General features: G+C 68.6%; 14 protein-coding genes. 5 read left to right on the top strand and 9 right to left on the bottom strand.

The window, feature by feature from the left end; translation table 11 throughout:
- Positions 1-50 precede the first annotated feature (50 nt).
- From P3102_RS08335 to gltB, 3 genes are all read right to left on the bottom strand, one after another.
- The gene (locus P3102_RS08335) at positions 51-1,463 is read right to left on the bottom strand and encodes a Dyp-type peroxidase (RefSeq protein ID WP_276367894.1); all 1,413 of its coding nucleotides are present in this window, start codon (positions 1,461-1,463) and stop codon (positions 51-53) included.
- A 332-nt stretch (positions 1,464-1,795) separates the two neighbouring features.
- Positions 1,796-3,247 (bottom strand): glutamate synthase subunit beta, encoded by a 1,452-nt coding sequence (locus P3102_RS08340; protein WP_276367896.1) that lies wholly within the window; start codon positions 3,245-3,247, stop codon positions 1,796-1,798.
- A 211-nt stretch (positions 3,248-3,458) separates the two neighbouring features.
- Positions 3,459-7,997 (bottom strand): glutamate synthase large subunit, encoded by a 4,539-nt coding sequence (gltB, locus tag P3102_RS08345; protein ID WP_276367898.1) that lies wholly within the window; start codon positions 7,995-7,997, stop codon positions 3,459-3,461.
- Between the two features lie 551 nt (positions 7,998-8,548).
- Here gltB and P3102_RS08350 point away from each other — a divergent pair.
- Positions 8,549-9,217 (top strand): YigZ family protein, encoded by a 669-nt coding sequence (locus P3102_RS08350; protein WP_276367900.1) that lies wholly within the window; start codon positions 8,549-8,551, stop codon positions 9,215-9,217.
- A gap of 97 nt (positions 9,218-9,314) precedes the next feature.
- On the opposite strand, the gene P3102_RS08355 is transcribed toward P3102_RS08350, so the two are convergent.
- The 3 genes from P3102_RS08355 to P3102_RS08365 all read right to left on the bottom strand — a co-directional run bounded on the left by P3102_RS08355 (position 9,315) and on the right by P3102_RS08365 (position 10,780).
- Positions 9,315-9,881, bottom strand: coding sequence for a GNAT family N-acetyltransferase (locus tag P3102_RS08355; RefSeq protein WP_276367901.1), 567 nt, complete (start codon positions 9,879-9,881; stop codon positions 9,315-9,317).
- Between the two features lie 42 nt (positions 9,882-9,923).
- Entirely contained in the window at positions 9,924-10,193 is a 270-nt protein-coding gene (locus tag P3102_RS08360) for a hypothetical protein (RefSeq protein ID WP_276367903.1), read from the bottom strand.
- A 107-nt stretch (positions 10,194-10,300) separates the two neighbouring features.
- Positions 10,301-10,780: an Lrp/AsnC family transcriptional regulator gene (locus P3102_RS08365; RefSeq protein WP_276367905.1), complete on the bottom strand. Its 480-nt coding sequence runs from the start codon at positions 10,778-10,780 to the stop codon at positions 10,301-10,303.
- Between the two features lie 111 nt (positions 10,781-10,891).
- Here P3102_RS08365 and P3102_RS08370 point away from each other — a divergent pair, with 111 nt between their 5' ends.
- Entirely contained in the window at positions 10,892-11,950 is a 1,059-nt protein-coding gene (locus P3102_RS08370) for a Glu/Leu/Phe/Val dehydrogenase dimerization domain-containing protein (protein ID WP_276367906.1), read from the top strand.
- A 241-nt stretch (positions 11,951-12,191) separates the two neighbouring features.
- Positions 12,192-14,957 carry an FAD-binding and (Fe-S)-binding domain-containing protein gene (locus tag P3102_RS08375; protein ID WP_276367908.1) on the top strand — a complete coding sequence of 922 codons (2,766 nt, stop codon included), beginning with the start codon at positions 12,192-12,194 and terminating at the stop codon, positions 14,955-14,957.
- A gap of 104 nt (positions 14,958-15,061) precedes the next feature.
- Here P3102_RS08375 and P3102_RS08380 read toward each other — a convergent pair whose 3' ends face one another.
- Positions 15,062-15,607: a hypothetical protein gene (locus tag P3102_RS08380; protein ID WP_276367910.1), complete on the bottom strand. Its 546-nt coding sequence runs from the start codon at positions 15,605-15,607 to the stop codon at positions 15,062-15,064.
- A 51-nt stretch (positions 15,608-15,658) separates the two neighbouring features.
- Here P3102_RS08380 and P3102_RS08385 point away from each other — a divergent pair, with 51 nt between their 5' ends.
- Complete coding sequence (locus tag P3102_RS08385) at positions 15,659-16,213, top strand: TetR/AcrR family transcriptional regulator (RefSeq protein ID WP_276367912.1); 555 nt, start codon at positions 15,659-15,661, stop codon at positions 16,211-16,213.
- Between the two features lie 77 nt (positions 16,214-16,290).
- The gene (locus P3102_RS08390; protein ID WP_276367913.1) at positions 16,291-17,493 is read left to right on the top strand and encodes a cytochrome P450; all 1,203 of its coding nucleotides are present in this window, start codon (positions 16,291-16,293) and stop codon (positions 17,491-17,493) included.
- Here the strand turns inward: P3102_RS08390 and P3102_RS08395 are convergent.
- Both P3102_RS08395 and P3102_RS08400 read right to left on the bottom strand, forming a co-directional pair.
- The gene (locus P3102_RS08395; protein ID WP_276367915.1) at positions 17,474-18,388 is read right to left on the bottom strand and encodes an aminoglycoside phosphotransferase family protein; all 915 of its coding nucleotides are present in this window, start codon (positions 18,386-18,388) and stop codon (positions 17,474-17,476) included. The two genes, P3102_RS08390 and P3102_RS08395, sit on opposite strands and share 20 nt — an antisense overlap.
- A 41-nt stretch (positions 18,389-18,429) precedes the next feature.
- Complete coding sequence (locus tag P3102_RS08400; RefSeq protein WP_276367916.1) at positions 18,430-18,996, bottom strand: TetR family transcriptional regulator; 567 nt, start codon at positions 18,994-18,996, stop codon at positions 18,430-18,432.
- Between the last annotated feature and the right edge of the window lie 46 nt (positions 18,997-19,042).

Genomic DNA, 19,042 nt, shown 5'->3' on the forward strand with positions numbered 1-19,042 from the left:
GCGGGCAATCCGCCATCCCGGCACCGGAATCGGCCGTGGTCCGGGAAAGATCAGCCCTTGCCGCCGAGTCCACGCAAGAAGGCGAGTGACGGCATGAAGAAGTAGTCGCCGCCCTTCAAGGTCACCGCCTGCGGGATCGGATCGGCGGTCACCGTTCGGGTGCCCGCCCATTCCGCGGTGTAGCCGGATTCCGGGCGCGGGCCCTGGCCGATCACCGGATCGAGCCCCGGCGGCTTGACCCCGTCGTCCGGGATCGGGAACCCGGGGTTGTTCGACCAGGTCGCCTGGGTGAACTCGAACTGGTTGTCCAGTGCCGAATTGAACGCCATGAACAACAGGCCGACCCCGCCGCTCGGCCGGGCCGACGGTGGCAGGTCGGCGTTCGGATCGTCGGCCCGTTCGCCGTACGGCACGCCTCGGCGCGCCATCAGGTGCAGGCGTTCCCGCGGTGGTTCTTCCGCGCCACCGCTGCCCCGCGGATTCGTCTTCCGGATATGGGCCTGGAAGGGACATTTGGCGCCGGCGGTGTCGTTTTCGTAGCCGAAATTGTTCGGTACCGGACTTTCCGCCCCCTCTTCCCGTTGCGCGGTCAGCGGCGTGCCGTCCTCGAACCGGCCGACGATCATCGCCCCCGCCCGCTCCCGGTCTTCGCCGGCGAGACCGAGCTGATCCGCCAGAGCTTCCTCCGACTGCTTGAAACGCCGTACATTCTGCTCCAGTTTACGGAAAACGAAGTAACTGCCGAAGTGCACTCCGGGATCGGGAGCCGCGTGATCGGGGACGAGCACCTGGTCCAGCGGCGCGGTCGGGTTCCAGACGTTGATCCCGTCCGATTCCGTCCGCTCCGCCCGAATGTCCTCGACCAGGAAAAGCGGCTGGCTCCGGCCGTCGACGTAACCGAAATGTTCGATCCCCTCGCCGTGGGCGTTCACGCGGCCGAAGCCGGTTTCCTCGGCGACCACGGAAATCGTCGGCGGAATCAGCGTCAGCACCTCGTTCCGGCGGGCGGTCATCGCCGCGTCCGCGCCGTCGCCGATGATGACGACGGCGTGGATCTCGTCGTGGTATCCACTGTCGAACGTGGAGCGCGGCGGGTCGTTCAGCTTCTCGCGGATCTCCTGCGCGCGCATGCCGACCACAAAGGATTTGTCTTGCGGTCCCTGGATGTCCAGGAACCGGTAGCCCGCCGACGTCAACCCGGTACCGACATAGGGCGTCCCCTTCACGCCTTCGGTCTTGAAGCGCTCGACCTCGGTCAGGTGGGTCTTCGCGGACTTCATCAGCGGGACGAGCGACGCGAGGAACTTCTTCGCGCTCGCAGCCTCCGAAAAACGGAGGAAAAGCGCGGAAAAATGGTCCCGGGTGTGTGCTTTGAGGATGTTCGGCTGTAGTTCTTCGAGCATTTTCGCGGCGTCACCGGCCGCGGTCTTCCATTCCAACGGTGTGCTCAGGTCGACGGACATGGCAGGGAACCCCCTCCTCGGAAACCCCGTCCGGCGGCCCGGCAGATGGTGCCGGTCCCCGCCGCTGCCCGGGTCTTACCCCTCGATACAACCGATACCGAAACCTCGCCGTCCTCACTCGCAAGTACCCTCTTTCGGCGGTTTTATCACCCGAAAGAACCAATGTTCCGGTCACACCCCGCAATTCGTCACCTACTTGCGAGAGCCACGCGCGCGCGACGCTCGCAAGTAGGTGACGAATTGCGGGTCGCCAAAGTACGTGAAGGCCCCCTTCCCGCGTCAGGCGCGTGGAAGGGGGCCTTCACGTACTGAGAGCACGTACTGAGAGTCGCCTAGGTGAGCGGCCGGTCGGTCGGCGCGATCGGGGCGGGCAGGACGTCCCGTCCGGTGAGGAACGCGTCCACCCCGGCCGCGGCGGAGCGGCCTTCGGCGATCGCCCACACGATGAGCGACTGGCCACGGCCCATGTCACCCGCCACGAACACGTTGTCGACACTGGTCTTGAAGGACTTGTCGCGGGCGACATTGCCGCGCTGGTCCAACTCGACGTCGAGGGTCTCCAGCAGGCCCTCCCGCTCCGGGCCGACGAAGCCCATCGCGAGCAGCACCAACTGCGCCGGGAGTTCGCGTTCGGTGCCTTCGACCGGGACGAACTTGCCGCCCTCGTTGCGCACCTCGACCAGCTTCAGCGCGCGCACACGCCCGTCGGCGTCGGCCAGGAACTCCTGGGTGTTGACCGCATACAGCCGCTCGCCGCCCTCTTCGTGCGCGGACGAGACGCGGTAGATCATCGGGTACGTCGGCCACGGATGCGCGTCGGAGCGCGAAAGCGGCGGCTTCGGCATGATCTCCAGCTGCGTCACCGAATTCGCGCCCTGGCGGTGCGAGGTCCCGACGCAGTCCGCGCCGGTGTCGCCACCGCCGATGACCACGACGTCGAGGCCCTTGGCACTGATCGGCGAGACGTCGAGCTCCCCGGCGGCGACCCGGTTGGCGTGCGGCAGGAACTCCATCGCCTGGTGGATGCCGTCGTGCTCGCGGCCGCCGATCGGCAGGTCGCGCCACGCCGTCGCGCCGCCGGCGAGGACCACGGCGTCGTGGGAAGACTTCAGTTCCTCGACGGTGAGGTCGACGCCGACGTTCACCGAGGTCCGGAACTCCGTGCCTTCGGCCCGCATCTGGTCGAGGCGCCGGTCGAGGCGGTGCTTCTCCATCTTGAACTCGGGGATGCCGTAGCGCAGCAGCCCGCCGATCTTGTCGGCCCGCTCGAAGACCACGACGCTGTGGCCCGCGCGCGTGAGCTGCTGCGCCGCGGCGAGTCCCGCCGGGCCGGACCCGACCACCGCCACCTTCTTGCCGGTGAGCGCCACCGGCTGCTGCGGCGTGACCCAGCCTTCTTCGAAGGCCCGGTCGATGATCGAGATCTCGACCCGCTTGATGGTGACGGGATCGTCGTTGATCCCGAGCACACACGCCGTCTCGCACGGCGCCGGGCAGAGGGTCCCGGTGAACTCCGGGAAATTGTTGGTCGCGTGCAGCCGCTCGGCCGCGTCGCGCCAATCGTCGCGCCAGGTCAGCGTGTTCCACTCGGGGATGAGGTTCCCGAGCGGGCAGCCCTGGTGGCAGAACGGGATGCCGCAGTCCATGCAGCGTCCGGCCTGCTTCTGCAGCTTCGTCGTCGCGAAGTCCTCGTACACCTCGCGCCAGTCCATCAGGCGCAGGTCGACGGGACGGCTCTTGGGCGTCTCGCGAGTGGTGGTCAGAAAGCCCTTGGGGTCAGCCATGAGCGGCCTCCGTGTCTTGCGGGATACCCGCACCCAGTCGGCACTCATGGCCGGCTTCGCGATGATCAACCATGAGCGGCCTCCGTGTCTTGCGGGATACCCGCACCCAGTCGGCACTCATGGCCGGCTTCGCGATGATCAACCATGAGCGGCCTCCGTGTCTTGCGGGATACCCGCACCCAGTCGGCACTCATGGCCGGCTTCGCGATGATCAGCCATGAGCTGCCTCCATGATCGCCTCGTTCACGTCACGCCCGTCGCGCTCGGCCTTCGCCTGCGCCGCGAGCACGCGTTTGTAATCCTTCGGCATGACCTTGCCGAACCGGTCGACGGCGGTGTCCCATTCGGCGAGCAGCGCACGCGCGACCGCGGACTCCGTTTCGTCGTAATGCTTTTCGAGTGCCTCGCGCAGGAAGTCCACATCGGACGAATCCAGCGGGTCGACGTCGACCATCTCCGGGTTGATCCGGTGCGCGGGCAGGTCCAGCACGTAGGCGACGCCACCCGACATGCCGGCCGCGAAGTTGCGGCCGACGGTGCCGAGCACGACGACACGGCCACCGGTCATGTACTCGCAGCCGTGGTCGCCCACGCCTTCGACGACGGCCAGCGCGCCCGAGTTGCGCACGCAGAACCGCTCGCCGACCTTGCCGCGGATGAAGATCTCGCCACTGGTCGCGCCGTAGCCGATCACGTTGCCCGCGATGACGTGCTCTTCGGCGCTGTACCGCGCCACCTTCGGCGGCCGTACGATGAGGCGCCCACCCGACAGGCCCTTGCCGACGTAGTCGTTGCCGTCACCGTAGAGCCGCAGCGTGATGCCCTTGGGCACGAACGCGCCGAACGACTGACCGGCGGTGCCGGTGAAGGTGACGTCGATCGTGTTGTCCGGCAGGCCTTCGCCGCCCCACCGCTTGGTGAGCTCGTGGCCGAGCATGGTGCCGACGGTCCGGTTCACGTTGCGCACCGGCAGTTCCAGCCGCACCTTGTCCCCGGCCGACAACGCGCCCTCGGCGAGCTGGATCAGCGTGTTGTCGAGTGCCTTCTCCAGCCCGTGGTCCTGCACCGTCTGCTGGTGCCGCAGACCGGCCGGGGCCATGTCGGGCACGTGGAAGATCGGCGACAGGTCGAGCCCGGCGGCCTTCCAGTGCTCGATCGCCTTGCGCTTGTCGAGCACCTCCGCGTGGCCGACGGCCTCGGCGATGGACCGGAAACCCAGCTCCGCCAGGTACTCCCGGACCTCCTGGGCGATGAACTCGAAGAAGTTCACCACGTACTCCGCCTTGCCGCTGAACTTCTCCCGCAGCTTGGGGTTCTGCGTCGCGACCCCGACCGGACAGGTGTCGAGGTGACACACCCGCATCATGATGCAGCCGGACACCACCAGCGGCGCGGTCGCGAAGCCGAACTCCTCGGCACCGAGCAGTGCGGCGATGACGACGTCGCGGCCGGTCTTGAGCTGACCGTCGGTCTGCACGACGATCCGGTCACGCAGCCGGTTGACCAGCAGCGTCTGCTGCGTCTCGGCGAGCCCCAGCTCCCACGGGCCGCCCGCGTGCTTGATCGACGACAGCGGGGAAGCACCCGTACCACCGTCGTGCCCGGAGATGAGCACGACGTCCGCGTGCGCCTTGGACACACCGGCCGCGACGGTGCCGACGCCGACCTCGGACACGAGCTTCACGTGGATGCGCGCGGCCGGGTTGGCGTTCTTGAGGTCGTGGATCAGCTGGGCGAGATCCTCGATCGAGTAGATGTCGTGGTGCGGGGGCGGTGAGATCAGCCCGACACCCGCCGTGGAGTGCCGCGTCTTCGCGATCCACGGGTACACCTTCGCGCCGGGCAGCTGGCCGCCTTCGCCGGGCTTCGCGCCCTGCGCCATCTTGATCTGGATGTCGTCGGCGTTGACCAGGTACTCGCTCGTGACGCCGAACCGGCCGCTCGCGACCTGCTTGACCGCGCTGCGGCGTTCGGGATCGTAGAGCCGGTCCGGATCCTCGCCGCCCTCCCCGGTGTTCGACTTGCCGCCGAGCCGGTTCATCGCGATGGCCAGGGTTTCGTGCATTTCGGCCGAGATCGATCCGTAGGAGATCGCGCCGGTGGCGAACCGTTTGACGATCTCCGAGACCGGCTCGACCTCCTCGATCGGCACGGCGGGCCGCTGGCCGATCTTGAAGTCGAACAGCCCGCGCAGCGTGTACAGCTTCTGCGCCTGGTCGTCGACGGCCTTCGTGTACTCCTTGAAGACCTCGTACTTCCCGGCACGGGTGGAGTGCTGCAGCTTGAACACCGTCTGCGGATTGAACAGATGCGGCTCGCCCTCGCGGCGCCACTGGTAGTCCGAGCCGGTCTCCAGCTCGCGGTGGTTCGCGCGGAACCCGTCGCGCGGGAACGCCCGGCGGTGCCGCTCGGCGACCTCCAGTGCGAGCGTGTCGAAGCCGACACCGCCGAGCCGGGAAGTGGTGCCGGTGAAGCAGTTCTGGATGACCTCGTCGCCGAGCCCGACCGCTTCGAAGATCTGCGCGCCGGTGTAGGAGGCCACTGTGGACACTCCCATCTTCGACATCGTCTTGCGGACGCCCTTGCCGAGCGCCTTGATCAGGTTCGCCGTCGCCTGCTTCGCGGTGACGCCGGGGATCAGGCCCCGGTCGGCCATCTCTTCGACGGTCGCCATCGCCAGGTACGGGTTCACCGCCGCGACGCCGTAGCCGATCAGCAGGGCGATGTGGTGGACCTCGCGCGCGTCGCCCGCCTCGACGATGAGACCGACCTGCGTACGGGTCTTCTCGCGCACCAGGTGGTGGTGGACCGCGCCGGTGAGCAGCAGCGACGGGATGCCCGCGTGGTCTTCGTCGATCCCCCGGTCGGACAGCACGATCAGCCGCGCGCCCTCGGCGATGGCCGCGGACACCTCGGCGCGGATCTCGTCGAGCCGCCGCACGAGCGCCTCGCCGCCACCGTGGACGTCGTAGGTGCCGCGCACGGTGACCGCCTGGAACTCGGGCAGGTCGCCGTCGTCGTTGACGTGCACCAGCTTCGCGAACTCGTCGTTGTCCAGCACGGGGAAGGGCAGCACGATCCGGCGGCACGACTTCGCGTCGGCCTCCAGCAGGTTCGGCTGCGCGCCGAGCTGGGTGCCGAGCGCGGTGACGAGTTCCTCGCGGATCGCGTCCAGCGGCGGGTTGGTCACCTGGGCGAAGAGCTGGATGAAGTAGTCGAAGAGCAGCCGAGGGCGGCTGGACAGCGACGCGATGGGGGAGTCGTTGCCCATCGAGCCGATCGGCTCCGCGCCGGTGCGGGCCATCGGCTGGAGCAGGACGTCGAGTTCCTCTTCGGTGTAGCCGAAAGCCTGCTGACGGCGGACGAGCGCGGCGTGCGGCGGGATCTCGCGCTCCCGTTCGGGAAGCCCGTCGAGCGGGAGCAGCCCGTCCTCGACCCATTCGTCGTACGGGTGCTCGGTGGCGAGCCGGTCCTTGATCTCCTCGTCCTCGACGATCCGGCCGGCGGCCGTGTCCACGAGGAACATGCGGCCGGGCTCCAACCGTCCTTTCCGGACAATCGTGGCCTGCTCCAGCTCCAGCACGCCGACCTCGCTGGCGAGGACGACGAGGCCGTCTTCGGTGACCCAGTACCGGGCGGGGCGCAGCCCGTTGCGGTCGAGCACCGCGCCGATCTGGGTGCCGTCGGTGAACGACACCAGCGCGGGGCCGTCCCACGGCTCCATCAGCGTCGAGTGGAACTCGTAGAACGCCCGGCGTGCGGGGTCCATCTCCTGATGGTTCTCCCAGGCCTCCGGGATCATCATCAGCACGGCGTGCGGCAGCGGCCGCCCGCCGAGGTGGAGCAGCTCCAGCACCTCGTCGAAGGACGCGGAGTCGCTCGCGCCGCGGGTGATGATCGGATGGATCCGCTTGAGGTCACCCGGGATCAGGTCGGACTCGAGCAGCGCCTCGCGCGCGTCCATCCAGTTCCGGTTGCCGCGCAGGGTGTTGATCTCGCCGTTGTGGGCGACGTACCGGTACGGATGCGCCAGCGGCCACGACGGGAAGGTGTTGGTGGAGAAGCGGGAGTGCACCAGGCCGATGGCGCTGGTGACGCGCTCGTCGGTGAGGTCGGCGAAGAACTTCTCGACCTGCGGCTCGGTGAGCATTCCTTTGTAGACGATCGTGCGGGAGGACAGGCTCGGGAAGTACAGGTCGTCTTCGGCGAGTTCGTGCTCGGCGCGTTTGCGCACCACGAAGGCGGCGCGTTCCAGGGCCAGGCCCTCCAGCGCGCCTTGCCCGGTCAGGAACAGCTGGCTGAAATACGGCATGGTCTCGGCCGCGCCGGTACCGACGTGTTCGGTGTGGACGGGAAGGTCACGCCAGCCGAGGACGCGCATGCCCTCTTCGGCGGCGACGCGCTCGATGGTCGTCATCGCCCGGCCGCGGGCGGTTTCGTCCTGCGGAAGGAAAGCCGTCCCGACGGCGTACGCGCCGGGCTCGGGAAGCGCGAAGCCGACGACCTCACGATAGAACTCGTCGGGGACCTGGATGAGGATCCCGGCGCCGTCGCCGGTCTCCGGGTCGGCGCCGCGGGCTCCGCGATGTTCCAGGTTCCGCAGCGCGATCAGCGCTTTGGCGACGATGCCGTGATCGCGTTTACCGGAGAGGTCCGCGACGAACGCGACACCGCAGGCGTCGTGTTCGAACTCCGGGTCGTACAGGCCTTCGGGGGCCTTGCTGCCCTTGTAGCTGGCATGGTGGGTCACGGCTGGCCGCCTCCCAAGGCGTCGGCGCGACCGGTACCACTCCGTTCGGGTGGTTCGGGCGTGAACCAGTTAACGGAGTGGTCCGGGACCGCGATGGTCAGTCGAGAGGGAACGATCCCGCCCGCGGAAACGGGGGCAGGCCTCGTAAAGCCGCACTGCACTGGGCGGCCGATGCGCATATCGGTTCTGCTGTGCACGTGGGCGCCGTCTCGCCACTGTGGTGGGCGGCTGACGGGTACACGTGTTACTCCCGGGTTCGCCGGTCTTATGACGATAGTGTGAAATCGCTGTTATCGACATACGTCACTTGGCCGGGGTGGGAAATGCCACGCGGGCGTTGACTTAACCCCTCATCTGCCCACTGGCTGGAACGACATGTCCACTCAGTGGGGCATCGGCACGCTGACCTGCACGAATGACCGCGTACCTGGGCCGATAGTGTGACCTGGGTCGCGCATTCGAGTGGGGTTCACCCTGGGTGCGGTGACCAGGGGTGACCATCGAATCGCCCGAACGGCAGAGTGGTCCGCCTGGTTTGAGAGGCTTGCCCGATGGCGGATCGTTATCTCACCGTGGCGGGCACCGGGGTCCACGAGATCGAAATCCGGCGGTCACGCTTCCTTTGCGCGCTCGCCCCGGTCGCCTCGGAGGAGGCCGCCCGCGCGGTGATCACCGCCCGGAAGAAGGCCGATCCGGCGGCGCGGCATCACTGTCACGCGTTCGTGATCGGCGTCGACGGCACGCTCGGCCAGCGGGATGCTCAGCGGGAAAGGGCGCCTCGAATCGAGCGTTCGAGTGACGACGGCGAGCCCGCGGGCACGGCGGGCACCCCGATGCTCGAAGTGCTCCGCCGCCGGGAGCTGACCGACACCGTCGCCGTGGTGACCCGGTACTTCGGCGGGGTGCTGCTCGGCGCCGGCGGCCTGATCCGCGCGTACGGGCAGGCCGTTTCGGAGGCCGTCGACGTCGTCGGCGTCCGGGAGTACCGGCGGCTGCGCCTGGTGGAGGTCGTCGTCGACTACGACCGGGCCGGACGACTGGAAAACGACATCCGCTCGTCGCCGTACCTCCTGCACGCGACCCGCTTCGAAGACGTCGCGCACTTCGACGTCGGCCTCGCGCCGGACCAGACGGACACCTTCCACGCCTGGCTCGCCGATCTCACCGGCGGGGAGGCCCTCGCCGAGGAGATCGGGGAGACCTGGCTGCCCACCCCTTGACCGGACCCGTCCCTCACCCGAGTTACGTCTTTGAGCACACGAGTTACGTCTCTGAGCACGCGAGTTACGTCTCCGAGCACGTGTGTGACGAGCCCGATCACGGATGGACGCGGGCCCGCCACTCCTCCAGGGTGATGGCGTACTCGACCTCGCCCTCCTCCGTGCCGGGGATCGGGTTGTCGAAGTGCTCGTGATAGGTCCGGATGTGCCGCATCCCGATCTTCTCCATGACCCGCCGGGACCCCAGGTTCACCGCCATGGTCCCCGCCCAGACCCGCTGTACCCCGAATTCGGTGAAGCCCTTTTCGAGGAGGGCGAGCGAACCTTCGGTCGCATACCCCTTGCCCCAGGAAGACCGGTTCAGCCGGTAGCCCAGTTCGGGGTCGTCCGTGTGATGACCGCGTAGCGGGCGGAAATGGAACCAGCCCAGAAAAGCCCCGCGCGACTTCTCGATCGCCGCCCAGAACCCGTAACCGGGGAAACGCTCGTAGTAACCGAGAAACGCGGGAAGGTCGTGTGTTTCGATCTCCGCCCTGTCGGCGGGTTCGCCCCCATTGAGGTACCGCATGACTTCGGGGTCGTCATAGAGCGCGAACAGGTCGTCGACGTCGGCGTCGGTGAACTGTCGCAGCAGGAGCCGATCGGTCTCCAGAAAGACACGCATCGGCAAAGCGTGGCGCCGGAGGCGGGGCCGGGGCAACCGCGTTTACGCGGCGATTCCCGGGTCGGCGAGGCCGCCCAGGGCCACCGCTCCGGCATCGGTGAGCAGGGCGGGCACGCGCTCGCCCCACCGGCCGCCCCTCGCGGGCGCCACCAGGCCGAGGTGGGCCAGGCGGTGCGCGGTGTGCTGGTCGCAGCAGGCGAGGCCGTCGACGAACAGGTCCGGCTCGCAGCTACAGCTGATTTCGGCGTGGCCCTCGGCCACGGCTCTCAGGGTGGCCCGCTCACGATGGTTCAGTTCCGTCCGGACGTCCAAGGCGTGCCTCCTTTCCGTTCCGCTCTGCACAGTGAAACCCATACCCCCGACAGTTTCCGTCTTCTCCGATGCTCAGTCCCGGATTCGGGCGCACCCAAGGGGGAAACCTAGGCGCTTTCACCCGGTATTCGGCGCGGAAGCGGTTCCAGCTCGGTCTTGCGCAGATGCCGGAAAATGATCGAACTGCGGAAGCCGATGATCTCCTTGCGTTTCGCCAAGCGATCCACCAGGAATGCGTGGAGCTGATCGACGTCCTGCGCGGCAACGTGGATCAGGAAATCGTCGCTGCCGGCGGTGACGAAAACGGAAAGGACCTCCGGCAATTCCGCGACCGAACGCTGGAAGGAGTCGATCACCGCCCGGCTCAGCGGCCGCACTTGCGCCGAGACCATCGCCTGCACACCGCGGTTGAGGCTGCGCAGGTCGATGTCCGCGTGATAGCCACGGATGACGCCGCGCTCCCGCAGCAGCCGCGTCCGTTCCAGGCAGGTCGACGGCGCGACGCCGACCTTGCGGGCGATGTCACGGTTCGACTGCCGCGCATCCGCCTGGAGTTCCCGGACGATCGCCGAATCAAGTTCGTCCACGCCCGCTCCTTTCCTCGTCTTCCCGAATAACGTTCGGCAGAACCCCTGAATCCTGGTGATCAGCCTAACTTCGTCCCAAGTAGGTGACTAATCGCGTGGGAAGGAGACGAAATGTCCGTACAGGAGCTGGTCGTCCGGCGGGGGCGCCGGTCCGGGGTGACGACGATGGTGGCCGTGCACTCGCGCACGCTCGGCCCGGCTGTCGGAGGCTGCCGGTTCAAGGTCTATCCGCGAGTCGACGACGCGATCGACGACGTCTTGCGGCTGTCCGCGGCGATGACGCGCAAATGTGCTGTCACGGGCCTGGCCTTCGGCGGCGGCAAGAGTGTCATCGCACTCGACACCGTGCCGACCCCCGGGCAGCGGCGCGACATCCTGCTCGACCACGCCGACCTCATCGAGTCACTCGACGGCGCGTATCTCGCCGGTCCGGACGTGGGCACCGGTCCGGCGGACATGCTCGTGCTCCGGGAGCGGACCCCGCACGTGTTCTGCCTCCCCGAGGAGCACGGCGGCACCGGTTCGTCGAGCGGGCCGACCGCCGTCGGTGTCCTCGCCGCCTTGCGAGCGGGCGCGCGGGCGGTCTTCGGCGACGACGACCTGACCGGCCGCAAGGTGGCCATCAGCGGTTACGGTTCGGTCGGCGCCCACCTCGCCGCCGACCTCGCCGAGCAGGGCGCCGACGTCTTGGTGTCCGACGTGGACGAACGACGCCTCGCCGCCGCCGAGAAGCGGGGTCTGCGCCTGGTCCGGCCGGATCGGCTGCTCGGGATCGAGGCCGACGTCCTGATCCCGGCGGCCGTCGGCGGGGTGTTCGGCCCGGAAACCGAGGTCGCCGCGCCGCTCGTCGTCGGCCCGGCGAACAACCAGCTCACCAAGGACGTGGTGGCGGACGACCTCGCAGCCAGAGGTGTCCTGTGGATCCCGGATTTCGTCGCCGGCGCGGGCGGAGTCGTCTACACGCTCGGCCGCGAAGCCGGACACCTCACTCACGACGAGGCGCTCACCCGCGTCGAGACCCTCGAAGCGACGACACGGCACCTCCTCGACGCCGCTTCGGCCAACGGCACCACACCGTTGGCCGAAGCGGACGCCCTGGCCGAAGCGAGACTCACCGCTGCTACGGAGCCACGGACTCCCTCGCCTCCGGAGCGCCTAACAGCGGCTTGACGTAGCGGACCCCGCCCACCCCGCAAATCGCCACCTTGATGCGGTATTCGCACGCACACTTACCGCAATTCGTCACCTCCTTGCGGTGATTCGACGTCGAACCACCGCAAAGAGGTGACGAATTGCAGTGGTTCGACGTCGCACTACCGCACGGCACGAGTGCCTCGGACGTGGGCTCCGACACACTCGTCCGGAGAGGTTCGCCGATGCGTTCTCGCCCTCGGTTGTCTTGAATGGACCCGTGGAGATCTTGGCGGACGCCGCGACACTGGCGCTGTACACGACCGATGCCTCCAACTACCGGCACGTGCCGAAGGGCGTGGTGCTGCCGAGGAGCGTCGACGAGGTGATGGCGGCCGTCGCCGCTTGCCGTGCGGCCGGGCTGCCGGTGATCGCCCGCGGCGGCGGCACCAGCGTGGCGGGCAACTCGTGCGGGCCCGGCGTCGTGATCGACACCTCGCGCCACCTCGGCGGCGTCCTCGATCTCGATCCCGGGGCGCGTACGGCGCGGGTCGCCCCGGGCACCGTGCTCGACGACCTCCAGCGCCTCGCCGCGCCGCACGGTCTCCGATTCGGGCCCGATCCGTCGACGCATTCGCGATGCACGATCGGTGGAATGATCGGCAACAACGCCTGCGGCTCGCATTCGGTCGCTTATGGACGTACGGTCGACGTCGTCCGCGAGCTGGACGTGCTGCTCTACGACGGCACCCGGCTGACCGTCGGCCCGACCTCCCCGTCCGAAGTGGACGCGCGGGCGGCCAGGCCCGGCACGGAAGGCCGGGTCTTCTCGGAGTTGCGGGCGCTCGTCCAGGACAATTTGGCGTTACTGCGCACCGAACTGTCCACCTTCGGCAGGCGGGTGTCCGGCTATGGGCTGGAACACCTGCTGCCGGAGAACGGTTTCGACGTCGCCAAGGCGCTCGTCGGCAGTGAAGGCACCTGCGTCACCGTGCTGGAGGCGACGGTCTCCCTTACCGAGGTGCCGAATCGCAAGGTGCTCGCGGTGCTCGGTTTCGAGTCCGACATCGCCGCGGCCGACGCCGTCCCGGCGATCCTGCCGTGGTCGCCGCTGACCGTGGAGGGCGTCGACGCGGATCTCGTCGCGCTGCTGGAACCGGGCCGCGCCGACGGGCTTCCGCCGGGCGGCGCCTGGCTGTTCGTCGAGATGGCCGATCCGGACCGGGCACACGGGCTGATCGCCGACCTGCGTGGCGCGCTGACCGGTTCCGCGCTGCTGGACGACGCGGCCGCGCAGAAGCGGCTGTGGCGGATCCGGGAAGAGGGCGCCGGTCTCGCGACCCGGCTGGCCGGGGGCGAGGAAGCGTGGCCGGGCTGGGAGGACGCGGCCGTGCCACCCGCGCGATTGGGTGCCTACTTGCGGGAGTTCAAACAGCTCATGCGCGAGCACGGCCGCAAGAGTGTGGTCTACGGCCACTACGGCGAGGGCTGCCTGCATCTGCGGCTGGACTTCGATCTGCTGTCCCCGCGAGGGATCGCGGGATTCCGGTCGTTCCTCGAGGAGGCGGCCGACCTGGTCGCCGCGCACGGCGGCTCGCTGTCCGGGGAGCACGGCGACGGCCAGGCCCGCTCGGAACTGCTGTCCCGGATGTACAGCCCCGAGCTGCTCGCGCTTTTCGCGCGATTCAAGGGAATCTTCGACCCGGCGGACAAGATGAACCCCGGCATCCTGGTGCGTCCCCGGCCGGTCGACGCCGATCTGCGCGTGCGCCGCGCGCCACTGGATTTCGAAGACGTCACCGCGTTCGCGTACCCGGAGGACCGGGGAAGCTTCGGGCAGGCGATGCGGCGCTGCGTCGGCGTCGGGAAATGCCGCAACACCACCGGCGCGGGTGTGATGTGCCCGAGTTACCGCGCCACCCGCGAGGAAAAGCACTCGACGCGGGGCCGCGCGCATCTGCTCGCCGAGATGGTGAACGGCGAACTGATCACCGACGGCTGGCGTTCGGAGGAGGTCGCCGATGCGCTGGATCTCTGCCTGTCCTGCAAGGGCTGTCTGTCCGATTGCCCGGTCGACGTCGACATGGCGACGTACAAGGCGGAATTCCTGCACCAGCACCACAAGGGACGGCTGCGTCCGGCGTCGCACTACTCGATGGGCTGGCTGCCGGTGTGGCTGCGCGCGGCCTCGTTGGCGCCCCGGCTGGCGAACACGGTGTCGCGCCGGTTCTCCGGGCTGCTGAAGAAGTTCGGCGGGATCGCGCCGGAACGGGACCTGCCGACCTTCGCCCCGGCGCCGTTCACGCGACGCCGCGCCGATCTCAAACGCTGGGCGACCGGCCCCCGGCCCGTGGTGCTGTGGCCCGACTCCTTCAACAACTACCTCACCCCCGACGTCCTCGACGCCGCGGCCGAAGTGCTCACCGCGGCGGGCTACGACGTCGTCCTGCCCGATCGAGGCGTCTGCTGCGGCCTCACCTGGGTGTCCACCGGACAGCTCGACGTGGCGAAGAAGGTGTTGCGCCGCACGCTTTCCGTACTCGAACCGTATCTGCGGTCGGGCTGTCTGGTCGCCGGGCTGGAGCCGAGTTGCACGGCCCTGTTCCGCGGCGACCTCCCGGCGCTCTTGCCCGACGACCCGATGGCGAAACTGCTCGCCGGACGGACCAGGACGTTCGCCGAACTCGTCGAGGACTCGCCGCTCGAATTCCGGTCGCTGGACGTCGAGGCGCTCAGCCAGGTGCACTGTCATCAGCACGCCGTGCTCGGCTTCGACGCCGACGAGGCCGCGATGCGTGCCGCGGGTGTCCACAATTCCACCATGGACTCCGGTTGTTGTGGACTGGCGGGCAACTTCGGCTTCGAACGCGGGCACTACGACGTTTCCGTCGCCTGCGCGGAAGACCGCATGCTGCCCGCGATCCGCGCCGCGGCCGAGGGCACCGAGGTGGTCGCGGACGGCTTCAGCTGCCGGACGCAGATCGAGCAGCTCGACGGGCGGCGGGCGCTGCACCTGGCGGAACTGCTGAGGCGTGCGCTGCCTTAGGCGCCTCGATGCTCGCCTGGCCTGTGGTGGCGCGGGAGGTGTCGGCACCCAGGCCGACCTCCACGCCCTATTCACCGTAACCCCTCAAGAGGAACCGCCTTGACTCACGACACACGGCCCAGCCGCGCGTCGCGTTCGGCGTACTTCTTCAACGTCAGCAACTGTTTCCGCATCATGATCAGGTCACCCCAGCCCAGCAGGAACTCCTTGAGGCGTCCCTGGAACCCCTTTGAGGTCACGACGATGCGGCACAGCAGGCGGCAGGAGTCCTCGTCGACCGGTTCGACCGAGTACGTCGCGGCCACCGGGCCGAACAGCTTCTCCGACTTGGCGAAGGTGCGGCCGGTGAGGTGGTGTCCCCGTTCGACCTCGGTCAGCTCGAACACGATGAGCGTGTCGCCGGGCGCGAGTTCGTCGGCCCCGGGGGTGAGCGTGCCGGGACTGCGGCGTCCCAGGTTGTCGAGCAGGTCGTAGCTGTAGGGCGCGACCGAGATCTGGCAGAGCCAGCGGTAGGCGAGCGCGGCGGGGGCGTGCACGGTGACCGCGCGGTCGAAGCGGGCGACAGGGCCGTCGAGCAGGGTGTCCGCCGGCTGCGCGCGGCGGCGTTCTTCCGGGGTCGCGCCCCAGTTCGCGGGTGAGCCGAAAGGCATGGTCGTCTCCGTACGCTACCGTATGGTTTTCCATACGGTAGCGTACGTGGCATGAAACGGAAGCTCGCACGTGAGGATTGGGCGGACGCGGCGCTCGAAGCGCTGTGCGAAGACGGGCTCGCCGCGATCGCCGTCGAGCCCCTCGCGGCGAAGCTCGGGACCACGAAAGGCAGTTTCTACTGGCATTTCGCGAATCGGGACGCACTGGTCGAAGCCGCCGTCCGCCGGTGGGCCGAGCAGGACACCGAGGCGTTGATCACGTTGCTGGACGGCATCGCGGACCCGGAACGAAGGCTGCGTGAGCTCTTCGAACTCGTCTTCGGGGGCAAGGACGACGAGCGGGCCGAACTGGCGCTGCTCGCCCACGCCGGCGACCCGGTGATCGGTCCGCTGCTCGCCGACGTCACCGCGCGGCGCGTCGACTTCATCGTCCGCTGCTTCCTGGAGATGAACTGCCCGGAAACCGAGGCACGGCATCGCGGTCTGCTGGCCTACACGGCTTTCATCGGCTTGATCCAGGCGCAGCGGGCGAGCGGCGGGACGCTGCTGTCCGCGGCCGAGCGGCCGGGTTACCTGCAGTTCCTGCGCGGGATTATCACCGGGTGAGAGGGATCTTCGGCTCTTCGGGCGGGTGAGCCGCCGGAGCCTTCCTGCGGCGCTTCACGCCACTCATCATCGGCTCCATGACAGCCACGTATCCCGCGGCGAAGGACGACCCCGCGACCCCGATGGGCGCGGTCTACGCCGAGTATCCGCCGATGTCCCGGGTCGTCTTCCCCAGCGGTTGCGAAGGCTGGCTGGTGACCCGGTACGAAGACGTCCGCCTGATCTTCTCGGACACCCGGTTCTCCCGGAACCTGCTCGCACCGGACGCGCCGTGCCTGATCGAACCTGGTGACTTCTCCACCGGCGAGCACAGCATCCTCAACATGGACCCGCCGGATCACACCCGGCTGCGGAAGCTGACGGCGCAGGCCTTCACCGTCCGCCGGATCGCCGCGCTGCGGCCGCGGATCCAGGAGATCGCCGACACACTGGTGCGGGAGATGACCGAGCACGGCCCGCCGGTGGAGCTCGTCGAGATGTTCGCCTTTCCGCTGCCCACCGCGGTCATGTGCGAGATCCTCGGCGTCCCCTTCGAAGGCAGGGAACGGTTCCGGCGCTGGTCGCGGGTGATCGTCACGCCGATGGCGTACACGCCGGCGGAAGTGGCGCAGGCCCGGCGTGACGGGGCGGACGACATGGCTGCGCTCGTCGCCGTCAAACGAGCGAAGCCGGGTGAGGACCTGCTGAGTGTTCTCGTGCACGCTCGTGACGAGGACGGTGATCGGCTCACCGAGACCGAGTTGATCGATCTGGCCACGCAGCTCCTGCTGGCCGGGCACGAGACCACGGTCAGCCTGATCGCGACCGGGATCGTCCTGCTGGCGGGAAGTCCGGAGCAGCTCGCGGCGTTGCGCGCGGATCCCGCGCTGACGGCGGGAGCCGTCGAAGAAATCATGCGCTTCGACGGACCGGCCGACGCGTCACTGCTCCGGGTCGCGCTCGAGGACGTCGAACTGAGCGGTGGCCTGGTCCGGCGCGGTGAGGCCGTGCTGGCGCACACCGGCGCGGCGAACCGCGACGAAGCCGCTTTCCCCGGCGCGTCGCGGTTCGACATCCGGCGCCGGAACGCACCACAGCTCGGCTTCGGGCACGGCATCCACTTCTGCCTCGGCGCGGCGCTCGCCCGGCTCGAAGGGGAGATCGCGTTCCGGGCCCTGCTCGACGGCTTGCCGGGACTGGACCTCGCCGTCCCCGCGTCGGACATCGTCTGGCGTCCGCCGCTTTCGATCCGCGGTCCCGAAGCGGTATCGGTGACGTGGGCTACCACCAAGCGCGGCTGAGGCTTTCCAGCGTCGGTTCTTCCGGTGCGGGAAGGAGTTCGAAGTACCACGTGAAATTGCTGTAGACGTGCAAAAGCGCGTACGCCAGGCAACGCCGGGAGAATCCCTCATCGGGCTCGGTACCGTATCCGGCCAGCAGTCGCCGCAGGAAGTCCTTGTCCCCGCCGGAAACGAACAGGCCCACGGCGACGAAGTCGTACTCGGCCGCGCCCCGCATCGCCGGTTCGAAGTCGAAAAGCCCGGTCAGCCGCGGACGTTCGCCGTCGTGGACGACCATGAGGTGGTCGCGCATGAACTCGGTGTGCAGCGGGACGGCGGGCGGATCGCCCAGCTCGACGGAGTCGAGGAACGCCGGGATCCGAGCGATCCAGCTTTCGTCGAGACCGGTCCGGCGGTGCCGCTCGACGACCTTCGCGCGTTGCCCGGCGACGAACGTGGCCCAATCCGGCGGAGCCAGGACCGCGAGACGCGGGTCGTGCAGCGAGTGCAGGGCGGCGAGCGCCTCGCCGAGTTCCGGGGCCAGCAGCTGTTTGTCCTCTGTGGACAGTTTCGGCCAGGCGTCCTTCAGTGTTTCGCCGCGCAGGCGCTCCATGAGCACGTAGCCCCAGCCGTCCCGCTCGCCGACTTCGTGCACGGCGGGCGTCGGAATCGGGAGCTTCCCGTGCAGGACTTCGAGCATCGTCCGCTCGGTGGGGAGTTCGCCGAGGTGCACCGGCGGGAACAGTTTGAGGACCAGGTCGTCGCCGACGGCGTAGACCGGCAGGGAGCCTTCGGTGAACGGGACGACTTCGCCGAGACCGAGCGAATCGGTCAGCGAAGTCACCGCCGGAAGCAGGTCTTGCCTGGTCAGTTCGTCGAACTCGGCTTCGGTGCCGGCGGGCGGGAACGAGGTCACGGAGCCGACCGTAAAGCAGTGGGGAGCGGACGGCGACGCAATTACCCGCTTCGCTCCAGGAGTGTCCGCGCGGCGCCGAGCACCAGACGGCAGACGTCGTCGGGATCCGCGCTGGCCAGCGGTTCCTTGCCGGTGATCTCCCGGACCAGGCCGATCCCGAGCAGCCAGGCGAGGACGAGGTCGGCCCGCAGTTCCGCGTCGTCGGCGTCGGTCAGCGTGGCGAGCACCTGCGCGTACTCCTCGCCGAGCTGCCGCCGGACCGCCGCCGCGGCGCTGTCGTGGCCGGTCGAGCGCAGGTAGGCGTCGAGGGTGCGGTCACGGCCGGGGTCGGACTCCAGCATGCTGCGCAACGCCGTCCCGAGCAGTTCGTCCGGTGGTGTGGTGGCGATCTGTTCGCGGCCGCCGCGGGCCAGGATCTCCTCGAAGAGCGCGTCCTTCGAACCGAAGTAGCGGAACAGCAGCGCCTGGTTGACCCCGGCGAGTTTCGCGATGTCCCGCACGGTCGTCCGGTCGAAGCCGCGCTCGGCGAAAAGCGCCGCCGCCGCGTCGAGCAGGGAAGCCCGGGTCGCGGCCGCGTCACGCTTGCGCACCCGCGGTTCTTCCGTCATCGGGCAAAGGCTAGCCGGATGTCGCACGGTAGGCGCATTGACGCTC

This window comes from Amycolatopsis sp. QT-25, assembly GCF_029369745.1.
GTDB lineage: Bacteria > Actinomycetota > Actinomycetes > Mycobacteriales > Pseudonocardiaceae > Amycolatopsis.

Bases quoted from the DNA above. Each gene is read 5' to 3' on its own strand.
- P3102_RS08385 (WP_276367912.1), top strand. From the start codon at position 15,659: ATGAAACGGAAGCTCGCACGTGAGGATTGGGCGGACGCGGCGCTCGAA.
- P3102_RS08340 (WP_276367896.1), bottom strand. From the start codon at position 3,247: ATGGCTGACCCCAAGGGCTTTCTGACCACCACTCGCGAGACGCCCAAG.
- P3102_RS08400 (WP_276367916.1), bottom strand. From the start codon at position 18,996: ATGACGGAAGAACCGCGGGTGCGCAAGCGTGACGCGGCCGCGACCCGG.
- P3102_RS08370 (WP_276367906.1), top strand. From the start codon at position 10,892: ATGTCCGTACAGGAGCTGGTCGTCCGGCGGGGGCGCCGGTCCGGGGTG.
- P3102_RS08390 (WP_276367913.1), top strand. From the start codon at position 16,291: ATGACAGCCACGTATCCCGCGGCGAAGGACGACCCCGCGACCCCGATG.
- P3102_RS08335 (WP_276367894.1), bottom strand. From the start codon at position 1,463: ATGTCCGTCGACCTGAGCACACCGTTGGAATGGAAGACCGCGGCCGGT.
- P3102_RS08380 (WP_276367910.1), bottom strand. From the start codon at position 15,607: ATGCCTTTCGGCTCACCCGCGAACTGGGGCGCGACCCCGGAAGAACGC.
- P3102_RS08350 (WP_276367900.1), top strand. From the start codon at position 8,549: ATGGCGGATCGTTATCTCACCGTGGCGGGCACCGGGGTCCACGAGATC.
- P3102_RS08355 (WP_276367901.1), bottom strand. From the start codon at position 9,881: ATGCGTGTCTTTCTGGAGACCGATCGGCTCCTGCTGCGACAGTTCACC.